The sequence below is a fragment of the Pseudoalteromonas sp. ECSMB14103 genome (assembly GCF_000813065.1).
In the GTDB taxonomy this organism is placed as follows: Bacteria; Pseudomonadota; Gammaproteobacteria; order Enterobacterales; family Alteromonadaceae; genus Pseudoalteromonas; species Pseudoalteromonas marina.
The window spans coordinates 1-20,876 of record NZ_JWGY01000011.1 but is presented as its reverse complement, the minus strand read 5'-3'; the positions used below and the strand labels follow the sequence as shown (position 1 = coordinate 20,876).

At 38.8% G+C, this 20,876-nt stretch carries 17 protein-coding genes; 7 read left to right on the top strand and 10 right to left on the bottom strand.

Annotated elements, in window-relative coordinates:
- The first annotated feature begins 12 nt into the window (after nucleotides 1-12).
- From RF53_RS15650 to RF53_RS19535, 3 genes are all read left to right on the top strand, one after another.
- Nucleotides 13-1,143 (top strand): sodium ion-translocating decarboxylase subunit beta, encoded by a 1,131-nt coding sequence (locus tag RF53_RS15650; RefSeq protein ID WP_010556538.1) that lies wholly within the window; start codon nucleotides 13-15, stop codon nucleotides 1,141-1,143.
- A 139-nt stretch (nucleotides 1,144-1,282) separates the two neighbouring features.
- On the top strand, nucleotides 1,283-2,254 hold the full coding sequence (locus RF53_RS15645) for an aldo/keto reductase (protein WP_039038233.1): 972 nt from the start codon (nucleotides 1,283-1,285) through the stop codon (nucleotides 2,252-2,254).
- A 12-nt stretch (nucleotides 2,255-2,266) separates the two neighbouring features.
- Nucleotides 2,267-2,443: a hypothetical protein gene (locus tag RF53_RS19535; RefSeq protein ID WP_010556537.1), complete on the top strand. Its 177-nt coding sequence runs from the start codon at nucleotides 2,267-2,269 to the stop codon at nucleotides 2,441-2,443.
- 148 nt (nucleotides 2,444-2,591) lie between these two features.
- Here RF53_RS19535 and RF53_RS15640 read toward each other — a convergent pair whose 3' ends face one another.
- Nucleotides 2,592-3,905, bottom strand: coding sequence for a peptidoglycan DD-metalloendopeptidase family protein (locus tag RF53_RS15640; protein ID WP_010556536.1), 1,314 nt, complete (start codon nucleotides 3,903-3,905; stop codon nucleotides 2,592-2,594).
- A gap of 323 nt (nucleotides 3,906-4,228) precedes the next feature.
- Here RF53_RS15640 and tyrS point away from each other — a divergent pair, with 323 nt between their 5' ends.
- Nucleotides 4,229-5,428, top strand: coding sequence for a tyrosine--tRNA ligase (gene tyrS / locus RF53_RS15635; protein ID WP_006794338.1), 1,200 nt, complete (start codon nucleotides 4,229-4,231; stop codon nucleotides 5,426-5,428).
- Nucleotides 5,429-5,494: 66 nt separating this feature from the next.
- Here tyrS and RF53_RS15630 read toward each other — a convergent pair whose 3' ends face one another.
- The 4 genes from RF53_RS15630 to folE2 form a co-directional block, all read right to left on the bottom strand.
- Entirely contained in the window at nucleotides 5,495-6,439 is a 945-nt protein-coding gene (locus RF53_RS15630) for a cobalamin biosynthesis protein CobD/CbiB (RefSeq protein ID WP_039038232.1), read from the bottom strand.
- The gene (gene mtnN / locus RF53_RS15625; RefSeq protein WP_008130923.1) at nucleotides 6,440-7,147 is read right to left on the bottom strand and encodes a 5'-methylthioadenosine/S-adenosylhomocysteine nucleosidase; all 708 of its coding nucleotides are present in this window, start codon (nucleotides 7,145-7,147) and stop codon (nucleotides 6,440-6,442) included.
- 113 nt (nucleotides 7,148-7,260) lie between these two features.
- Nucleotides 7,261-7,854, bottom strand: a complete 594-nt coding sequence (locus RF53_RS15620; RefSeq protein ID WP_006794335.1) for a DUF2726 domain-containing protein — start codon at nucleotides 7,852-7,854, stop codon at nucleotides 7,261-7,263.
- 106 nt (nucleotides 7,855-7,960) lie between these two features.
- Nucleotides 7,961-8,881 (bottom strand): GTP cyclohydrolase FolE2, encoded by a 921-nt coding sequence (folE2, locus tag RF53_RS15615; protein WP_039038231.1) that lies wholly within the window; start codon nucleotides 8,879-8,881, stop codon nucleotides 7,961-7,963.
- 214 nt (nucleotides 8,882-9,095) lie between these two features.
- Here folE2 and arcB point away from each other — a divergent pair, with 214 nt between their 5' ends.
- Nucleotides 9,096-11,414, top strand: coding sequence for an aerobic respiration two-component sensor histidine kinase ArcB (arcB, locus tag RF53_RS15610; protein WP_039038230.1), 2,319 nt, complete (start codon nucleotides 9,096-9,098; stop codon nucleotides 11,412-11,414).
- A 7-nt stretch (nucleotides 11,415-11,421) separates the two neighbouring features.
- On the opposite strand, the gene arcA is transcribed toward arcB, so the two are convergent.
- From arcA to trmB, 4 genes are all read right to left on the bottom strand, one after another.
- The gene (gene arcA, locus RF53_RS15605) at nucleotides 11,422-12,138 is read right to left on the bottom strand and encodes a two-component system response regulator ArcA (protein WP_006794331.1); all 717 of its coding nucleotides are present in this window, start codon (nucleotides 12,136-12,138) and stop codon (nucleotides 11,422-11,424) included.
- A gap of 452 nt (nucleotides 12,139-12,590) precedes the next feature.
- Nucleotides 12,591-14,195, bottom strand: coding sequence for a sensor histidine kinase (locus RF53_RS15600; RefSeq protein WP_039038229.1), 1,605 nt, complete (start codon nucleotides 14,193-14,195; stop codon nucleotides 12,591-12,593).
- A 147-nt stretch (nucleotides 14,196-14,342) separates the two neighbouring features.
- A complete protein-coding gene (locus RF53_RS15595; protein WP_039038228.1) occupies nucleotides 14,343-15,368 on the bottom strand; it encodes a methyltransferase in 1,026 nt (341 codons plus the stop codon).
- A gap of 45 nt (nucleotides 15,369-15,413) precedes the next feature.
- On the bottom strand, nucleotides 15,414-16,139 hold the full coding sequence (gene trmB / locus RF53_RS15590) for a tRNA (guanosine(46)-N7)-methyltransferase TrmB (protein ID WP_039038227.1): 726 nt from the start codon (nucleotides 16,137-16,139) through the stop codon (nucleotides 15,414-15,416).
- Nucleotides 16,140-16,301: 162 nt separating this feature from the next.
- Between trmB and mutY the strand changes: the two genes are divergently transcribed.
- Both mutY and RF53_RS15580 read left to right on the top strand, forming a co-directional pair.
- Nucleotides 16,302-17,363 (top strand): A/G-specific adenine glycosylase, encoded by a 1,062-nt coding sequence (gene mutY / locus RF53_RS15585; RefSeq protein WP_039038226.1) that lies wholly within the window; start codon nucleotides 16,302-16,304, stop codon nucleotides 17,361-17,363.
- A gap of 34 nt (nucleotides 17,364-17,397) precedes the next feature.
- A complete protein-coding gene (locus RF53_RS15580) occupies nucleotides 17,398-17,670 on the top strand; it encodes an oxidative damage protection protein (protein ID WP_006794326.1) in 273 nt (90 codons plus the stop codon).
- Between the two features lie 62 nt (nucleotides 17,671-17,732).
- Here RF53_RS15580 and RF53_RS15575 read toward each other — a convergent pair whose 3' ends face one another.
- A complete protein-coding gene (locus RF53_RS15575) occupies nucleotides 17,733-20,507 on the bottom strand; it encodes an ATP-binding protein (RefSeq protein WP_039038225.1) in 2,775 nt (924 codons plus the stop codon).
- Nucleotides 20,508-20,876: the final 369 nt, after the last annotated feature.

Below are 20,876 nucleotides of genomic sequence, written 5' to 3'. Positions count from 1 at the left end.
GAGTAAATGTAAATGGAAGGTCTTTTAAACCTTTGGCAGGCTACTGGCCTTGCTAACTTTACGTTTCCTGGTTTGATAATGATTGCAGTAGGCTGTTTGTTATTGTTTTTAGCGATATCTAAAAACTTTGAGCCACTGCTTTTATTACCAATTGGCTTTGGCGCGATATTAACTAATATTCCGGTTGCTGGACTATCAGACCCTGGTGGGCTTTTGTACTCAGTTTACTATGTGGGTATAGATACCGGTATTTTTCCACTATTAATATTTATGGGGGTTGGTGCACTAACTGACTTTAGTGCGTTAATAGCAAACCCTCGTATGTTATTGCTGGGAGCTGCGGCTCAGTTTGGTATTTTTGCGACCTTATTTGGCGCAATTCTACTTAACTTTATTCCGGGTTTTGAGTTTACCCTTCAAGATGCATCGGCTATTGCTATTATTGGTGGCGCTGACGGCCCAACGGCAATATTTTTAGCCTCAAAATTAGCGCCTGATTTATTAGGTGCCATTGCGGTAGCTGCTTATTCATACATGGCGCTAGTTCCAATTATTCAGCCTCCTATTATGCGTGCACTCACAACACCAGAAGAGCGCCAAATTAAAATGCCTGAGCTACGTAAAGTATCTAAAAAGGAAAAAATTATTTTTCCACTTATGGTACTTACTGCAACAGCCATGTTTTTACCAGCGGCAATACCGCTAGTAGGTATGTTCTGTTTGGGTAACTTAATGCGTGAATCGGGTGTTGTTGACCGCTTAAGTAACAGTGCGCAAAACGAAATTATCAATATAACCACTATATTTTTAGGGTTGGCGGTTGGCTCTAAGCTCGCTGCAGATGACTTTTTGACAGTAGAGACTATTGGTATTTTAGTGCTGGGTGCGCTTGCTTTTGGTATTGGTACAGCATCAGGTGTGTTTATGGCTAAAGGCTTAAATAAAATATCTAAAACACCTATCAACCCGTTAATTGGTGCCGCTGGTGTGTCAGCCGTTCCTATGGCTGCGCGTGTAGTTAATAAAGTAGGGCTTGAAAATAACCCACATAACTTTTTACTTATGCACGCAATGGGCCCTAATGTGGCGGGCGTTTTAGGCAGTGCTGTTGCCGCAGGTATTTTGTTGGCACTTGTTGGCTAAATTGAGATTTAATTTCAACCAACCATTGAGCGCAGTTTACTGCGCTTTTTTTTGTCCGAAACTTCTGTTCGTTAATGGTTTCTTGTTTTGAGGTTTTTGTTTAAAGTGGTGGCTCTTCGCAATTTTAAGGATAGTCATTATGCTTCACACTCCATTAGCTCACTACTTACCTAATGTTAGTAAACTTGTATTTGGATGTATGGGGTTGGGAGGTGGTTGGAATAAAGACCCGATTACCAGCACACACCTTAAACAAACCCACGAGTGCATTGATAACGCGATTGAAGGCGGTATTAATTTTTTTGATCACGCAGATATATACACTTTTGGCAAAGCAGAGCAGGTATTTGGTCAAGCACTCAGTGAGCGACCAGAGCTTAGAGAGCACATATACATTCAGTCTAAATGCGGTATAAAGTTTGCTGATGACAAAGGGCCTAAGCGATATGACTTTTCAGTCGATTGGATTGAACAGTCTGTAGAAAACTCACTTAAGCGATTAAATACGCAATACCTTGATGTACTCATGTTACATCGCCCAGATCCTTTGATGGAAGTTGATGAAGTTGCACGTGTATTTAGCTGTTTAAAAGAAAGTGGCAAAGTAAAACATTTTGCCGTATCAAACATGCAGCAACACCAAATGAACTTTTTGCAGCATGCTCTTGATATGCCTATTGTAGCTAACCAAATAGAGGCCAGCTTACAAAAACATCAATTTATAGATGAAGGCTTGCATGCTGGTAATAGCGACGGTAAAGACATTAACTTTACGCCTGGTAACATTGAATATTGCCGCAGCTTTGACATTCAAATACAAAGTTGGGGGAGCTTGTGCCAAGGTTTGTATACCGGCGGTGATTTATCAAATGCGTCGCAAGCCGATATCAACACAAGTATTTTAGTAAATAAACTTGCTGCAATTTATGGTACCTCTGCAGAGGCTATTGTACTTGCATGGCTACTGCGCCACCCAGCATCGATTCAACCCATTATTGGCACTACTAACGCTAAGCGTATTAAGGCATCGTGTGAGGCTATAAATGTTCATTTAAGCCGAGAGCATTGGTATGCCTTATACGAAAGCGCTAAAGGCTGCGAAGTACCATAAAAAGGCTTTTCAATGAATGTAATTATTATTTTAGTTTGTTTATTTGTAGCATTGGCATTACTGATCCCATTACTTGAAAAATATCAAAGCAAAATGGGTCTAGAAGGAGCGACAAAATACAGCAAGTATATTTGGCCATTAGTGATGGGGTCTTTAGTTATTCAGCTTATTTATGTGTTAATGAATTAGGCGTGTATCGCTATTGCAGGAAAATTAAGATTAGAAGCCTTTAATATAGAGCACCCTGAGTGAGCTAACTATTGTTAATAAACAAAAAGCACAAAAAAGCCCTTGCAGGTTAAACCTGCAAGGGCTTTTTAATACAGTGATAGCCTGATTACTTAAGTGCCAGTTGTAACTCGCGGTTACGCTCTAACTGAGCAATAAAGTTATCAGCAATAGGTTTAAACTTAGCAAGCTCAGAGCGTGGTAAAGGCTCTGATTTTGGTAATTTAACCGTTTTAGGGTTACGGTGAACACCGTTAACTAAAAACTCATAATGTAGATGCGCGCCAGTTACACGACCTGTAGCACCTACAGTACCAATTTTATCACCTTGTTTAACCTTTTGACCTGTTCTAACAAGCTTTTTATTAAGGTGTAAATACTTAGTGACATACTGTGTGCCATGGCTAATAAATACGTAGTTGCCGTTGTACTTGCTGTAACCTGCCTTAACGACTTTACCGTTACCCGATGCAACAACAGGTGTGCCAGTTCGTGCCGCGTAATCAATACCACGGTGTGCTTTTACTTGTCCAGTAACGGGGTGTAAGCGACGTGGATTAAAACTCGAGCTAATGTACTTAAAATTAACGGGGGCACGTAAAAATGCTTTTTTCATACTGCGGCCTTCTGGGGTATAGAAGTTTCCATCAGTATGTCTAATTGCTGTAAAGCGCTGTCCTTGGTTAATGAACTCAGCCGCTATAATTTTACCAGTACCTATAAATTCGCCTTCAACATAGTGCGACTCGTAAATTAAGCCAAATTGATCGTTTTTACGAATGTCGTTAGCAAAATCCACATCCCAGCCAAAAATGTCAGCAAAGTTCATAATTTGGCGTTCGCTTAAACCCGCTGCAATTGCAGAAGTCCAAAAGTTGCTAGAAATTTCGCCGCCAGCTGTTTTGGTCAGGGTTTCTATTTCTTTACTATCTATCGCTGTATTGTAGTTACCTTCGTCGTCTAAGGTTACATATAGCGTATCTGTTTTAGAAATAACGTAACGCAATTGTTCAAGTGCGCCGTCTTTACCTGTTGCAAAGCTCAGTACTTCGCCTGGGTGAATTTTAGTTAGCTTACGGGTTTCTGCGTTTGTGTTGATTAGTTTATGAAGCGTTTGCGCTGAAAAGCCCGCGCGTTTAAATATAATTGCTAAGTTGTCACCCGTTTTTACTTTGTGGTCGACTAAATCGTACTCTGGAAGCTTTTCTGCTGCTTGCTCTGAATTTAACTCGGTAAGTTTTTCGTTGTCATCGACTTTAACTTGAAGCTCGTAGCGTTTGCCAATCTCTAATGCGTTTGCATTGTTGTCTTTAGACGCTGTTGCTTTCTCAGATGGAAGAAACGTTAAAGCGGCAATAGCAGAAACCAAACATAAGATAAGCAATTTGTGTTTTTTGGGGAGGGTATTAACCACGTGAACCATAACGTGCCTTTTTCTGCTGTCAAGATAATAAATACATAATATTGCAGGATATACCTAATATTGTGTGAATACCAGTGCTTTGTAGATTTTAAATCGCGCTGAATTACGCTAAAATCGGGCTTTATATGCCTTTTTAGCGCTTAATTTATCTCAGACTGTGCGCATTTTATTTAGTTGCATTAATCACTTAAAAAGTTGTTTTAATTAGGTAGAAATTTGTTATGTTAGTTGCACATATAAGTTTGATTTAGCCCTTGTTAAACTAAGGTTATACAAAACAACTAGTAGCCCTCTTTGTTGGCAGAATTTTGGAGTAATAGACTGTGGATTTACAAACCGCTCTTGCAGAGATAAAACGCGGTGCAGAAGAAATATTAATTGAAGACGAGTTAGTTGAAAAACTAAAGTCGGGCAAAAAGTTAAAAATCAAAGCGGGTTTCGATCCAACAGCGCCAGATTTACACTTAGGGCACACAGTACTAATTAATAAAATGAAAACTTTTCAAGACTTAGGTCATGAAGTTATTTTCTTAATTGGTGATTTTACAGGAATGATTGGTGATCCAACCGGTAAAAATGTGACGCGTAAACCGCTTACCCGCGAAGATGTTCTTGCCAATGCTGAAACGTATAAAGAACAAGTTTTCAAAATTCTAGATCCGGCAAAAACAACCGTTGCTTTTAATTCAACGTGGATGGAAAAGCTGGGTGCTGCAGGCATGATTAAATTAGCTGCAAACCAAACAGTTGCGCGTATGCTTGAACGTGATGATTTTAAAAAGCGTTACAATGGCGGGCAGCCAATTGCAATACATGAATTTTTATACCCGTTAGTGCAAGGTTGGGATTCGGTTGCATTAGAATCTGACGTAGAACTGGGTGGTACCGATCAGCGCTTTAATTTACTAATGGGTCGTGAGCTTCAAAAAGTTGAGGGCCAAAAGCCACAAACTGTTTTAATGATGCCATTACTTGAAGGTACTGACGGCGTTCAAAAAATGTCTAAATCTTTAGGTAACTATATCGGTATTACTGATGCACCAAATGACATGTTTGGTAAAGTTATGTCGATTAGTGATGTATTAATGTGGCGCTACTACGATTTACTAAGTGGTCTTTCGATTGAGCAAATAGCAGCACAAAAAGAACGTGTAGAGCAGGGGACTAACCCGCGCGATATCAAAATTGAACTTGCTAAAGAGCTAATTGCACGTTTTCATAGTGAAGAAGATGCACAAGCTGCGCACAACGATTTTATTCAACGCTTTCAGAAAAAAGCGCTGCCAGATGAAATTCCTGAGCTGACAGTAACCATTGCAGAAGACACTATTTTAATTGCTAACTTATTAAAAGAAGCTAATTTAGTTGCAAGCACATCAGAAGCGATGCGCATGATAAAACAAGGTGCAGTTAAACTGAACGGTGAAGAAAAAATCACCGATACCAAACTAGAAATAGCAAAAGGCACAACCGCTATTTATCAAGTAGGTAAACGTAAGTTTGCAAACATTACCGTAGCTTAAGTGTGCGGGTAATAAAAAAACCAGCTTAGGCTGGTTTTTTTATACTCAATTTTTACTAAGTAAAGCTCAAATGCTTTTTAGGATTTCAATACACACAATAACGAGTACCCAAAAGGCGCGCGCCTGATTAAGCCGATTTAATACGGCTGGTACATCGTCAGCGTTAGGTAGCCTATCAGTACCAACCCGCATTTTGTTATGCCGCTTATTAAAGTACATAGCGGGTCCACCTAGTTGCACGCTAAGTGATGCAGAGCATGCACTGAGTAACCAGCCTGTATTTGTTTGATAAAAGTGTTGGCCGTAGTGTTTTATGTAGTGAACACTTTGTTTTGTGGCCTTACTTGCAGCAATTGTGAGTGTAAGTAAACGCACTGGAATATACTCAATAACAAATAAAATAAGCTTTAACGGTTTTAAAAATTCGCTGTTTGGTGAAATATCACTACGCCATGCTTGCTGCATCAAGGTAAGTAGTCGGTAACCAAGTGCTGCAACTGGCCCTAAAAGTAAAAAAACAAATATAACCACAAAGTAATAACGAGCAGTACGAAGTATTAAGCTTTCAATGAGGGCTTTAATAATGCCTGTGGTTGAAAGCTTGCTGACTTCACGAGCAAGCAGTGGTTTTAATAGCTCGCGTGCGGCTGACTTTTGGTTTTGTTTAGTGAGCTTTGCAATACGAAGGGCTTTTTTATTGAGGCTTTGGCTTTCAAGGCAAAGGTATAAAATAAGGCCCGCAAGTAGCTCTGGGTAAAATGCAAATTCAAGTAGCAAGGTAACAATTAGTAAAATAACACTGAGCACCAGCACGCTTGCAAGTATGGCTGCTAAATAGTGGTAGCTGTTTGTATTTTGTTTATTATAAATACGTTTGCCCATGGCGCTAAATACGGCCACTAAAACGGTATTCGGGTGGTACCAACTAACAAGTGGTAAAAAGCGCTCAGCAAGGAGCGCTATTATAAATACAATAAAGTCCAAATGGTTTTGAACAATATTGCTAAGCATTTACAGTGTTACAGCTGTTAGCTTTTCAAGCAGAGCAACAACCATTTTAGATGAGTTGATTGATGCTGTTTCTAAGTATTCTTCAAACGACTGTGGCGATTCTTTGCCAGCAATATCAGACATTGAACGAATAACAACGAAAGGAGTTTCAAGCGTATGACAGGTTTGCGCAATAGACGCACCTTCCATTTCTACAGCAAGCATTGAAGGAAAGTCGCTGCGGGCTTTATCAATACGAACAGGGTCACACATAAATGTATCGCCAGTACAAATAAGGCCCACTAACGTTTTAACTTCGCTAATTTGCGCAATAGTTTGCTCGGCTGCTTCAACTAATTTAGGGTGCGCAGTAAAACCTGCAGGCATTTGTGGTACTTGGCCAATTTCGTAACCAAATGCAGTTACGTCTACATCGTGGTGACGAACTTCTGACGATATAACGACATCGCCAACACTTAATGATGGATCAAAACCGCCAGCAGAGCCGGTGTTAATTACGCAATCAGGCTTAAAATTATCAATAAGTAATGTAGTTGCAATGCTTGATGCTACTTTACCAATACCTGATTGAACAAGAGTTACTGTGCAGCCAGCTAATTCACCAGTGTAAAATGTAAAACCTGCTTTAGTTAAAATAGCTGGGTTTTGCATTGCTTCACGCAAAATTTTAACTTCTGGCTCCATTGCGCCAATAATACCAACATTCATAGTGTTTGATTCCTGAGTTTGAATAGCTTGATTATACGTGAAGTTAGCAATAAAAAACAAAAAAGCGAGACATTTAAAATGCTCGCTTTAATGCAAATTAAGTAACCTGATAATTATATTTCGGCTAATGCTGTTGAATGGGCTTTAGCTTGTGAGGGAGATAAAACAGCAGGTTTGTGAACTCGGTTACGTAATGGGCGCTGTGCTGTTGGAGCTGGTTTACCCAGTTTGAACATAATGGCATCGCGTACTTCTGATGGACGATAGCCTGCTTTTACCTTCATGCGAATGTGTGGTATGCCTGCAGCTTCTAAGGCGCCATTTACAAACCAGTCGCGCTGGGCTTTGTGGCCATCTTTATTTGCGTTATTTACTAAATCAACAGCTGCTACGATGGTCATTTTTTCTTTGTCGATTAACACAAAATCAAGCTGCTTATTTTTGGCTTTAGCAATAGCGGCACGTTTTGATTTAGGTGATAAACCTTCTTTACAGTCGATCACATCAATAAGCTTAACTCGACTCACTATTTTATATTGATCGCCAATAGCGCGTTCTAACAGGTTTAAAAAGGCGCTTTCTACTTGCGTAAATACACTTTGTTTACGTTTAAAAGGATAAGGATTACCGCCGTCGTCACTAAATTTTGACGCGGCAATTGATGCACCTACCACTAATACTAAAATCGACAATAAAGCGAATTCCATACGGTAACTCCATAACAACAAATTGACACTGTTTTGTTAAAGCAAGTACCGTGCCCAAATATTGTATGTGATTTACCGAATGGTGATTTAAGTTAACGCAGGTGTTTTATGCCTTATACCCGCCATTAATACCTTTAACAGCAACCGCCACAGCGTCGTGGGCGTGAAGCGATTCGTAATGGTTTATTTGTAGCCAGTAATCTGCGTAACCGTCTGTTTCTAATATTGCTTTAATTTTACGCGCGGCATCTTCGCAGAACATTAAATTTTGCCCATTTAAACGGGCAAATTCTTGTTCATCTTCACGCTTTACTGCCGCTTGCACTGGCGTTTTAAGCTCGCCTTCAAGGGTATTTATTAAGTTAACTACATCAAACTCATTAATGTTGCTATTGAGTTTAACTTTTACGTTAGCAATTGAGCGCTGCGAGTGAGGGGTTGCCACAATGCCTTGTGTTGTGCCAAGCCACTCAAGTACCTCTTTTTGGTTGAGCGTGTCTTGGTTAAATTTTTCACTAAATGCGTTTTGTATTAGCTGGCGTGCAAGAGCCGCCGAGCAAGGGCAAGTTGATGAGTAGGTAACATCAACGGTTAGCTCGAAACTAATAATATTGTTTTCAATTGTACTTGTAAGTGTGATTGGATAGCTTTTCCAGCCAGCTTTGCCACTCAATAGAGACTTACGGCGAAGTGGTAGCTCAAATTTAAACTCAATCTGTGCCTTATTACTCAACCCTTCATGGCTAGATATAAACGTATTTAGTGCTTGGCTAATTGTTTGAGGATTTACTTGTTGCTCTGTTGAGAGTAAATCAAGCGCTAAAAATAAGCGCGACATATGAATGCCTTTGGCGTCTTCTTTGTGCAAGTTAACAAATGCGCGGGCTTTGGCATTAACAGTAACAGGGCTTAAATCACGCGATTCAAAAATAAATGGCAGTTCAATTTCACCCATGCCAACCCAGTCTAATTTACCTGTTTGTAATGCAGGAGCGGTGTCAGCTATATCGGGCATATTGGTTTGCATGCTATGTTACTCGTTATTGGCAATGATAAGGCGCATTATTTTACACGAAATAATCAATGGCTGAAACGAGGACTTTACTGCCCGCTAAAATTGCGTATGAATATTTTCTGTTTTTGTCGCACAACATGAAAATAGCGAATAGAAAAATGCTAAAATCTGTAATTAGCATTGCCTTTCTTATATTTAAGCAAACAGCAAAGAGATAAAACTACGTATGACCGATTATTCTTTGAGCCCTTGGGTTCGAGTGCTTTCAAGTTCAATAGCGCGATTTGGTGAGTTAAAAACAGCTGCCATTTGTTACGCTTTATTTTTAGCAGCGTCTCTTATTTTATCGAGCATGTTTTATTACGTAGCTATAGGCGAATTGTTTCTTGTAGATATATTGGCCGTGGTATTTTTTTCAGCTGTTGTGTCACCTTTAATTATAAGCGTACTTATTAATTCAATTCGTCAGTTAGATGCTTCCTACGCCTACTTAGATAGCGCAACTAAACAAGAAAAACTATTAAACCAAACACTTAAAGATAATATTAGTCGGCTTAATATTGAAATAGATGAACGTAAAATGGCTTTTCATGCTAAGCATCGCGCCATTGAAGAACTACGTAGAGAAATTGCCGAGCGTAAAAAAACACAGCAAGAGCTTGCTCAGCAAAGCATGTTGCAACGCTCAATTGTTGATTCATCCCCCGATCTATTTTATTACCGCGATAACAATGGGGTATTTGCTGGCTGCAATAAAATGTTTGAAGAAGTAATGGGTAAATCAAGCAGTGAGCTTATAGGTAAAACGGTTGAACAAATATTCCCAAACGACTTTTTATCTGAAGTATTGCGCACAGATAAAGAGGTAGAGCAAACTCACAAAGCACTCACCATCGATGTAGGTTATGAAGTTGATGGTGCAACGCGCTGGTTTGAGCTACGAAAACTTCCCTTTATAAACGATGAAGGCGACTACATAGGTTTACTTGGTTTTGGGCGTGATATTACGAGCCGTAAAGAAGCGGCTGAGGCGCTTGAAACCGCATATAAAGATAAAGGGAAATTTATAGCCACGTTAAGCCATGAGTTGCGTACCCCGCTTAACGGTATTGTGGGCTTAACACGTATGTTGCTCGATACCGATCTAAATAAGCAGCAACGCAGTTGGTGTAACACGGTTTTTTCAAGTGCTGAAACGCTCGGTAATATTTTTAACGACATTATAGATTTAGATAAAATAGACAGAGAGCAACTCGATATTGCCGCCAACTCTATTAATGTATCTGATTTTATAAACGATGTTGTGAATTTTGCAGGGTTAATAACTGAGCAAAAAGGGCTTGAGTTTGATATTGAGCGAAATGGCATGCTTGATATATATGCACTGCTTGATCCTACTCGTTTACGCCAAGTGGTTTGGAACCTGATAAACAATGCAGTGAAATTTACCCAGCATGGCAAAGTCACACTTGAATGTAGCCGTGAAAATCGCCCTGAAGGCCCATGGTTAGTTATTAAAATCTCAGATACAGGGCAAGGTATTCCACAAGAGCAGCTTTCTCGTATTTTTGATATGTACTATAAAGCACCTGATTTACAAGGCACTAATGCAATAGGTTCAGGTATTGGTCTTGCGGTAACTAAAGCGCTAGTCACGGCTATGAAAGGCAGTATTACAGTAAACAGTACAGAGGGTGAGGGCAGTTGCTTTACAGTGCAAATACCGCTGAGCTTATGTATTGCGCCTACAGAGCAAAGCTATGTTGGCCGAGAGCTTTATATTTTACTCGTTGAAGACGTACCACTTAACGCCGAAATAGCCACTAATTTATTGGAGCAACGCGGACATGAAGTGCTATGGGCTGAAACGGGCGAAGATGCACTTTCGTTTGTTGATACCGAAGACGACCTAGATTTAGTATTACTTGATATGCAGCTACCCGATATAAATGGCGATGAAGTTGCAAGGCAAATCCGTGCTGATAGCCACTTTGATAACCTGCCTATTGTTGCACTAACCGCTAATGTGAGAAGTGCAGAAGAAGAGCTTGAAGGTATTTCTATTCAAGGCGCTTTAGCTAAACCTATTAATACAGTAAAGCTTGATAAAATGCTCGCTGACTTATTTGATATTAAGCAAGCTCAATGCAACGAGCCACAGCTAAAAGTAACCGACGAAGCACTTAAAAGTATTGATGCGCATTTGCTAGATATTGAAACAATAGAAGACTTTGTTAATTCTATGGGGTTAGTTGTGTTTAGGCGCAGCAGTCAGTTGTTTGAAAAGCTAAATCCGCAATATCAACAAGAACTGCTTACGTCATTAAATACAGGCGACAGGGAAGAGTACAAATCGGTTGCGCATAAGCTTAAAGGTGCCGCAGGTTCTGTTGGTTTGAACGATGTTCAACTGCATGCAAAAGTAATGGAATATGGAGCGATAGATGAGAGTGATGAAGTGCTTAAGGAGTGGCTGCTGGTGTTGGCAGATAAAATAAATGAAGGACAACGTGCCCTTCATTTATTTCTACAGCAATTAGAATAAACGCTAATTAGCTGTCGATTTTACCAATAAAGCGGTAGCCTTCACCATGAATGGTGCTGATAAGCTCTGATGTAGAATTATCGCTTTCAAAATGCTTACGAATACGGCGAATAGTTACATCAACAGTACGGTCGTTTGCACGTAGCTCACGGCCTGTCATATGTTTAATTAGTTGTTCACGGCTAAAAATACGACCTGGAGAATCAAGCATTAATCTCAGTGCTCTGTACTCACCTTTAGGCAAGCGCTTAGCATCGCCATTAGGAGATGTTAAACAGCGGCTATTTTCGTCTAATTCCCAACCGTTAAATGTAATAACACCATTAGTTTCAAGTGCTGATTCATCATCGCTTAGGCCTGTACGCGTAATAAGGTTACGCGCTCTAATAGTCAATTCACGAGGGTTAAATGGTTTAGTAATGTAATCATCAGCGCCAATTTCAAGCCCTAAAATACGATCAACATCGTTATCACGACCTGTTAAGAAGATAAGGCCTACTTTGCGTTTTTGGCGTAATTCACGGGCTAATATAAGGCCGTTTTTGCCTGGAAGATTGATATCCATAACTACGAGATTAACGTCGTCGTTATTTGTAAGCTTGTCATGCATGTCATCGCCATCAATGGCTTCAATAACTTTGTAACCTTCAGCTTCAAATAAACTAACGAGGTTTAGTCGAGTTACGTCTTCATCCTCTACGATTAGAATGACTGGCGTTTGCATTATTAATTAACCTTTTTGGAATATTTTATTTACAAAAAATCGGTATTTAGTATAAATCCGACTACTAGAGATTATAGGATTATATCCAATTGTTAACAAGAAAAAACAAGTTGGATAAAAATAAAACAGTAAGAGTTCAAAGTTTGCTCAAAAAGCCCGTGCAAAAACTACTGTTAAATCGATCAATACACGTATGAAGTTCATTTACTTTGATAATTTATGGACCGGCTGACTACGCAAAGCTGTTAAATAATCAGACTAATTCAAAGTTAAATTATATCACTATCTAATCTTTCATCAATGTATGTGATATCGCAAAAGTAATAAAGTTCAAAAAATTGCGCTATATAAACGATAACTATTACACTTGTTTACCACATGAAGCATAAATAGGGTCAATAAGTAGTAATTCAAGGAATACAAGTAAATATATGTGTTTGGTTACTTCACTTTTAAGGGATGGTTATGATGAATCGCGCACCGCGTTTTTTTTCTAAATCAATTAATATATGGCCGCCTAAAGCTTGGGTTACTAAATTGTAAACTAAGTGCATGCCCAAGCCACTTGCCCCTTGTCCTCTTTTTGAGGTTACAAATGGGTCGAATATTCTGTGTTTAATTTTTTTATCTACGCCTTGGCCGTTATCGCTGTAAATAATAGTGAGTTTTTTTCCTGTTAACTCTACATCAAATTGTATTTCATTATTTTCATTACCAACGAACCCGTGTAGTAGTGAGTTTGTTATTAGTTGTATAAGTACTTGTTGTAATGGTTCTGACTTGCTTTCTACGGTTAAATCGGTTGCACAATTTATGTTTATAACTGGTTTTTTCTCTTCAAGCTCCGAGCTTATTGATGTCAAAACGTCCGTTATTAACTTATGAATATTGATGTAGGTAGTTACGTCATCATCTTGAAAAACAGCTACCTTTTTAAAGGTTGAAATTAAGTCGGCTGCACGGTTTAAGTTACGATAAATTAAATCTAGGTTTTCAATGCCGTCGTCAATAAAGCGCTTTAATTGATTTGAAGTCAGTTTTTTGTCATCAAAGCTAATTTGTAAATCGGCCAACTTATCGCGCAGCAAAGTAGAGCTTGTAATACCAAGGCCTATTGGGGTGTTAACTTCATGTGCAACACCGGCAACCATTTGACCAAGCGATGCCATTTTTTCATTTTCAACAATCTGCGTTTGATACTGATGCATACGCTCAAGGGTTGATAATAACTCCTGATTTGCCTCTCTAAGGGCTATGGTTCGTTGGTTTACTTTTTCTTCTAGCCCTTGGTTAAGCTGTTTAATTTCTTCTTTGTCTTTTTCATGGCGAGTCAATTGTTTTTGGGTGCGTGTAAGCATGATGTTTAAACTGTTAGAAAGCGCTGATATTTCTTTTACGTCGGTTACTGGTGCGCGTACATCGTAGTTATGATTTTTTGATACGTCTTGTAATAGCATGCTAAGCCGCTCTATCGGTCGAGCTATTCTTTTTTGAACATTTATTGCGATAAAATACACAACAACAAGTATCAGTAAAGTCAGTAAGATATCTACAACTATTTTTTGTTTTATATAATCGTCTAAGCTTTCAAGACTTCCACGCATGTATACATGACCAACAAGCTTTTCATTATGAAAAATTGGCTTTATTAGTTCGATATCTTCGTGGGTTATACGTGGTGTTTTTAGTTCTTCAATGCTGTCGGTTCGAAGGGGGACTGGTGGCGTTTTTTTTGCATTAAAACTTATAAAAAAAACAGGTTTTTGAGATGCTTGCTCAATAGAATATACATGTATGTTTTTAACTAAAGGAGTTTTTTCAAAGTATTTAAGGCGTTTCTCTTCTGTTTCTCTGTCATCTTCAAAAACTGATTTTCCAGCGTCAAAAGCAACTATTTCCGCCAAAATAACGAGCTTACTCACTATTAATTGTTTTTGTTCTTTAACACTTAGGTAGGTCGATATAGAAATCGATAATGACAAGCAAATAGCAGTTATAAGCATTATTAGATTTATGAGTGCTTTACGAATACTGCTTTGATGAACTTTTCTAGGCATTATTTGAGTGTCGCCTGAGTCATTGAGTTTTATTATTTTATTAGTCTAGCAAAGAAGAAACACTGTGGTGCAAAAAAATAAAAATAATAGGTAATATTTTATTGCTAAGTTGAGCTCGCAGAATGCTCAACTTAAAATATAAAAAATTTAACTACTATAAACGGCAAATTTATTGTTTTTGAAAACAGTTTGATAAGTTTCAAATTGTGTTTCTAAAATTGGCGGATATTTTAAAAAGCTGTTTGCCACAATGGTTAGTTTTCCGTTTTTAGTTAAATGTTGTTTTGCGTTAGCTAAAAACGTTTCAGCAACGCTGTAGTCTGTTGCAATTCCTGTGTGAAACGGCGGGTTGCTCACTATTAAATCAAACTTACCACTAATATTTTTAAGGCCATCACTGAGAATTGCCTCACCAGTTACCCCGTTTAACTTTAAAGTTTGAGTTGTTGCATAGGTTGCAAGTGCGCTTACATCACTACATACAAATTCAAGAGCTGTATTTTTTAAACCCAGAAAGGTCGCAATTAAGCCAGCACCGCAACCAAAGTCGAGTACTTTACCTTGTTTGGTTGAAGGGGCATTTTCGAGTAGCATTTTGGTACCAGCGTCTAAACAGCCATGGTTAAACACGCCAGGTACGCTGATAGCTGAAAATGATGTATCGGCAATACTAACGGTAAATGTTTTATGGTAATGGCTAATATCAAATTGCGCATTAAGCTCAATTTGAGAAAATGAGTAAAGTACGCAGTGTTTAGCCGAATCAATCTTATTACTATATTGAGCTTTGCCTGCTAATTGTTTTTCAATCGATTTAACACCACTCTTATTTTCGCCAACCACTAATAACTCGGCATCGCTTGTTATTACCGCGCGTATATTATCAAGCGCCATTAGCAATTCTGGTTTTGACTTAGGGTAATAAAGAATAACTAAGTCATAATCGTTACCGGTAATGGTGTGGTTAACGCTTACATCAACACCCTGGGTGTTTTTAGCAAATTCACCATTAGCATGGTTATAGCTAAACGCTGTAATTTTGCTATTTGGATTAAGCGTTTTAAGCTCAGCTAAAAAGCCATCTTGAACAAAGTTGACCACCAATATAGATTTACCCGTTAATGCCTCGCTATTTCGAAGTAACAGTAAACTTGGGTTGGTTAATACGCTCATAAATGGCTTTGCCTTACTATGTGTTAAATTAATATAAATGTGTAATTACTTGGTGCGCTCAAACATTAAGTCCCAAACGCCGTGACCTAATCGGTGGCCGCGTCGCTCAAACTTGGTAAGAGGACGTAAATCAGGGCGAGGCACGTAATCGTTAGTCTCTGATTGGTTTTTATAACCCGGAGCCGCTTGCATTACTTCTAGCATATGTTCTGCGTAGTTCTCCCAATCAGTAGCCATATGAAAAACACCGCCTATTTTTAATTTTGAGCGAAGCTTTTCAGCAAATTCAGTTTGCACAATACGGCGTTTATGGTGGCGCTTTTTGTGCCATGGATCTGGGAAGAATAATTGCAATGTAGTTAGGCTTTCATCGCTTAAGCAATCAGCAAGCACTTCTACAGCATCGTGTTCAAACACGCGTAAATTAGTTACGCCCGCTTCGTCGGCATCCATTAAACATGCACCAACGCCAGGGCGGTGTACTTCAATACCAATAAAGTTTAGGTGTGGAGCATTTTTAGCCATTTCGACAAGCGACTTGCCCATACCAAAGCCTATTTCTAGGACTACATCATTGTTGTTGCCGAATACTTGGCTTAAATCAAGCATGCCGTTTTTATGCTCTAAGCCCATTGTTGGCCAGCATTTTTCGATTGCAGCGGCTTGGCCTTTGGTTAATCGACCTTCGCGTTTTACAAAACTGCGAATGGTGCGGATGTATTTACCTTCTTGCTTAGCTTGCTCTAGGTTGGTATTGCTTGATTCACTCATATCTAATTGGCCTGACAAAACAATGTGTTTAAAAATGGTTGCATATTATCCCTGACGATGGCCTCAATCACAAGTATTAGCTGGTTTTACAGCCTCTATAGCTTGATCTTTTTACTCACTGCAATAGACTGACCCGCCATTGAGCATGAGTAAAAGTATAATATGTTGGACTTAAATAAAGAGCAGTCTCACTGGTTTTCAAAGCAAGTAGTTGATTGGTATCACCTTCATGGCAGAAAAACGCTGCCGTGGCAATTGGGTAAAACACCTTATAAAGTGTGGGTTTCTGAGGTTATGCTCCAGCAAACTCAAGTTGTTACTGTGATCCCATACTTTGAAAAATTTATGAAAAGCTTTCCTGATATTATCGCTTTGGCGAATGCCGAAGAAGATCAAGTTCTTCACCACTGGACTGGTTTAGGTTATTACGCCCGCGCGCGAAACCTTCATAAAACAGCAAAGATAGTTCGCGATAAATACAACGGGCTGTTTCCTCAAACGCTTGAGGAAGTTATGGATTTGCCCGGTATAGGGCGTTCTACAGCAGGGGCTGTATTGTCATTGTCGCTTGGTCAGCATCACCCCATTTTAGATGGTAATGTAAAGCGAGTATTGGCACGCTATTTTATGGTGGAGGGCTGGTATGGGGTAAAAAAAGTAGAAAACCAGCTTTGGCATTTATCGTCGCAATTAACACCTAAAAATAATGTGACTGAATTCAACCAAGCTATGATGGATTTAGGTGCAAGCTTATGTTCACGTAGCCGCTTTGATTGTGAGCCGTGCCCGTTAAACAGCCGCTGCGGTGCGTTTAATGCTAGTAAGGTTAAAGAATTTCCTCATTCGAAGCCAAAAAAAGCAGTGCCTAAAAAAAGCTGTCATCAGCTAATTATAAAATGTGACGATAAGGTTCTTATGGAAAAACGCCCTAGCTCTGGTATTTGGGGGGGATTGTTTGGTTTTTTTGAGTTTGCTGAACGCCAACAGCTAGATGACTTTTTAGTTCAACATGGCTTTAAATCAGAACTTGAACCATTAGCACCATTTACCCATGTATTTTCTCACTTTGAGCTGACTATTAACCCACATATATTAAATCTTAGACAAATCCCGGATGTGATTAACGAACGCCAGCTAGTTTGGTACCCGCTAGATCAATCAGTAGAAGTGGGTTTGGCTGCACCAACTAAAAAGTTGGTTAAACAAATTGCACCAATAGGTTAAACTGTTTGCATTTAACGCTTAAGAGAAATTAATTATGGCACGTACTGTATTTTGTCAAAAGTTACAAAAAGAAGCCGAAGGCCTTGGTTTTCAACTTTACCCGGGTGAGCTTGGTGAAAAGATCTTTAATAACATCTCTAAAGAAGCTTTTGCTCAATGGCAACATAAACAAACTATGCTAATTAACGAAAAGCATTTAAATATGATGGATCCAGAGCATCGTACATTTTTAGAAGAGCAAATGGTTGGCTTTCTGTTTGAAGGTAAAGACGTAGAAATTGAAGGCTATAGACCGCCAGAAAAATAAATAACTTATTAAAAAAGGGGCTAAAAGCCCCTTTTTATTACTAATTATTTAGCTATTAAGTGCTAAAGCTCTTCGTTTTCTTCCTCTGCCTTTCTAACTTGCTCTTTTAAAAATTGAGCCGCTTTAGAATATTCAATTTCTAACTGGTCGCGTAAATCAATTAATTCATCAGTTGTTAGTTCGCCCGCTTTGCATTTATCTTCAAATGCACCGGCAAGCTTACCAACTGTTTCTGCCCCAATGGTTTTAGAAATAGATCTGAGTTGATGACAACCCTCAATTATTTCTGCTAGGTCGTTAACCATAACGCCTGAATTTATTGATTTAATTAAACTTTGACTTTGCTCTAAATACATTTTGAAAAAGCGAAGTTGTTTTGCTTTATCGCCATTTACGTATTTGGCGACTGCATCCATATCTATTGGCAATGCAGTGTTTTGTTGAGGAGCTAGCGCTTGCTTAGGAGCTTGCTTGTCGCTCCAGCGTTTTAAAGTATCTTCAAGCGCATTGAGTTCTATAGGCTTTGTAATAAAGTCATTAATACCTACTGCTAAACAGCGTTCTTTTTCACCTTTGAGAGCGTTAGCGGTAACTGCAACTATATAAGGTTGTGCGTCTATAGCTTCTAGTAATTCAGCTTCGTTACGAATTTTTTCAACCATGTCGTATCCCGACATTTTTGGCATGTGTAGATCGGTTAAAATAAGTGAGAAATTGTTCTTTCTCCACATATCTAGGCCTTCTTCGCCATTGTTGGCAACCTCTACGCCATACCCCAATATATGCAATTGGTCAGTTAAAACTTGCTGGTTTAGAAGGTTGTCTTCAACAAGCAAAATTAATTTATTTGATTCTCGAGCTTGCTCAATATTTAAATAGTTATTTAGCGACTTTGCTTTTTTAATTTGTTTTGGTTGATGCAAGCCTGCGGCAACCAAAATAGAAAGCATAAAGTTTGACTTACAAAGCGGAGATGCATTTATGTAAAATATGTTTTTATGATTAATGGCCGCTTCATCTAGTTTGCTTAATACGACTACTTGCTGATTGTAATCCTCAAGTGAGTACAATAACCGCCTCAATAAAGAGTTAATATCATCAATATTATCTATGCCGTCAGCAACCCAAATAGCACCCTCTGTGTTTTGGTGTTGTTCAATTTCTTTTTCTGTGTGCGCGTAAATAACTTTTGCACCCATAAACGATAAATAACGGTACATTATTTTTTCGCGTTGAAGGTTGTTACTTACAACAATAATTGGTTTGCCGTCTAAGGCATTTTTATGAGCATATTTTATTTTACCAGAGGTGCTAAAAGGCAGCTCAACGGTAAATTCACTGCCAATACCTGCATGGCTATTTACATGAATAGTACCTAACATTAACTCTGTTAGACTCTTACAAATAGAAAGCCCTAAGCCTGTGCCACCAAACTCTCTGGTTATTGAACTCTCAGCCTGAACAAACGGGCTAAATATGTCTCTTAGCTGAGCTTGTGTCATCCCTTTGCCGTTATCGGTCACGCAAAAGCGCAAGGTAAAGTGGTCGGCGGTGTTATGCGCAACCTCAACCGAAATTCTCACATGGCCTTGGGTTTTTTCATCGGTGCTTGTGAATTTAATTGCATTGCTGCATAAATTATAAAGTACTTGGCGCACACGTACGCTGTCACCGACTAGGTTTACTGGAATATCTGGCGCAATTGATAGTTCTAAATCGAGTTCTCGTTTTTTAGCGACCGACGACAAAACGCGAGTTACTTCTTCTAGGGTGTCGCTCACTGAAAAGGGGATTGGGTCTATGTTGAGCTTACCAGCTTCAATTTTAGAAAAATCTAAAATATCATCCAAAATGCTCAGTAGTGAAAATGCTGATTCGCGAATAATAGTACTTAAGCGATGCTGAGCACCATCAAGGTCTGTTTGACGAAGCAAATCGATAGTACCAATAACTCCATTCATAGGCGTTCTGATTTCGTGGCTCATAGTAGCCAAGAAGGTGGTTTTAGTTTCGCTAGCTCTTTGTGCTTTTAAGGTTTCTCTCTCGAGTGCAATAGTGCGGTTTTGCACCTCTGACTCTAAACCATTTTGTAGTTTTTTCAGTTCTTTTTGTACCGACTCGTTATCGCTAAGGGCTGTTTGTACTTGATTAAGAAGTACATTTATACTTTGTGCTACAGAGCCTAAACCAATATCTAGCTGTTCATTAACATTACTATTGTAGTTACCTTGGTCTGTAATAGCCTGAAGTTCTTGCGATAGTGAGTCAGTGCTTTTACGTAAACGGCCATTAATGTATACGTTAAAAAGTAACGCGAAGATAAATAAAGAAATAACAGTTGCGATTGCAACGCCATATGCAATTACCTGAGAGTCTTGCATGCTTAATGGTGGTGGAGCTAACTCTTGTTTTATAATTAGCTCACCAATTGGTTGATCGTTAAGTAAGAGAATATGATGCAACACACCTGTGTTTTCATTATGTTGTGTAATTTTGATGGACTCAGGTGCGGTCTCGCTATTGCTATAAACGAGTTGTGTATCAGAAGTCGCGCTGAAACGATAAAGAGTATATTCAAATTCATCATCTAAAGAGGATGTTAAGTCGAGTAATTGCTTAACCTTGTCTTGGCCATACATTGTTAGCGCGTCGATCATAGGCTGATTTAATGTAGATGCGAGTGTTTTAATATTTACCGATGGCTCAGGTTTAACTGTTTGTGTATCGTTTTTGATGTAGAACGAGTAACCAAATACAGCAAGTGCGGTAATTGCAATATTAAATATAAAAAAAAGTGGTAATAACCCTTTTACCGGCGAAGAGAATTTACTCTGCATTGAATGTTCCCATTGATGTGTTTTTGCTACTTTAGCTATTAGCATAGGTATCTGAACTAATCGTACCATTTACCAAAAATAATTCACTACGGTTTTAGTCTGATTTAGTTATAATATTTCATATATATAGACTGGTTTGTGGTAAAAATGTACGTTATCAATAAAAAATGTACTGAGTTGCTTGAAAACCGTTCAAACAGTCGTAAAGGATAAAAAAAAAGTTGACTTGTAAGGGCAAAACTCGTTTAATACGCCGCACGCCCAAACAGCTGACTTAGTAGATGTTGTTGGGAGTTACATTAAAAATCGGTTAAGATTTTTAATTAGCACTGTTTAAGTGCCTCGATAGCTCAGTTGGTAGAGCAGAGG

Bases quoted from the DNA above. Each gene is read 5' to 3' on its own strand.
- RF53_RS15630 (WP_039038232.1), bottom strand. From the start codon at position 6,439: ATGCTTAGCAATATTGTTCAAAACCATTTGGACTTTATTGTATTTATA.
- RF53_RS15575 (WP_039038225.1), bottom strand. From the start codon at position 20,507: ATGCAGAGTAAATTCTCTTCGCCGGTAAAAGGGTTATTACCACTTTTT.
- RF53_RS15600 (WP_039038229.1), bottom strand. From the start codon at position 14,195: ATGCCTAGAAAAGTTCATCAAAGCAGTATTCGTAAAGCACTCATAAAT.
- RF53_RS15580 (WP_006794326.1), top strand. From the start codon at position 17,398: ATGGCACGTACTGTATTTTGTCAAAAGTTACAAAAAGAAGCCGAAGGC.
- mutY (WP_039038226.1), top strand. From the start codon at position 16,302: ATGTTGGACTTAAATAAAGAGCAGTCTCACTGGTTTTCAAAGCAAGTA.
- RF53_RS19535 (WP_010556537.1), top strand. From the start codon at position 2,267: ATGAATGTAATTATTATTTTAGTTTGTTTATTTGTAGCATTGGCATTA.
- arcA (WP_006794331.1), bottom strand. From the start codon at position 12,138: ATGCAAACGCCAGTCATTCTAATCGTAGAGGATGAAGACGTAACTCGA.
- RF53_RS15645 (WP_039038233.1), top strand. From the start codon at position 1,283: ATGCTTCACACTCCATTAGCTCACTACTTACCTAATGTTAGTAAACTT.
- arcB (WP_039038230.1), top strand. From the start codon at position 9,096: ATGACCGATTATTCTTTGAGCCCTTGGGTTCGAGTGCTTTCAAGTTCA.
- RF53_RS15595 (WP_039038228.1), bottom strand. From the start codon at position 15,368: ATGAGCGTATTAACCAACCCAAGTTTACTGTTACTTCGAAATAGCGAG.
- mtnN (WP_008130923.1), bottom strand. From the start codon at position 7,147: ATGAATGTTGGTATTATTGGCGCAATGGAGCCAGAAGTTAAAATTTTG.
- folE2 (WP_039038231.1), bottom strand. From the start codon at position 8,881: ATGCAAACCAATATGCCCGATATAGCTGACACCGCTCCTGCATTACAA.
- RF53_RS15640 (WP_010556536.1), bottom strand. From the start codon at position 3,905: ATGGTTCACGTGGTTAATACCCTCCCCAAAAAACACAAATTGCTTATC.
- trmB (WP_039038227.1), bottom strand. From the start codon at position 16,139: ATGAGTGAATCAAGCAATACCAACCTAGAGCAAGCTAAGCAAGAAGGT.
- RF53_RS15650 (WP_010556538.1), top strand. From the start codon at position 13: ATGGAAGGTCTTTTAAACCTTTGGCAGGCTACTGGCCTTGCTAACTTT.
- RF53_RS15620 (WP_006794335.1), bottom strand. From the start codon at position 7,854: ATGGAATTCGCTTTATTGTCGATTTTAGTATTAGTGGTAGGTGCATCA.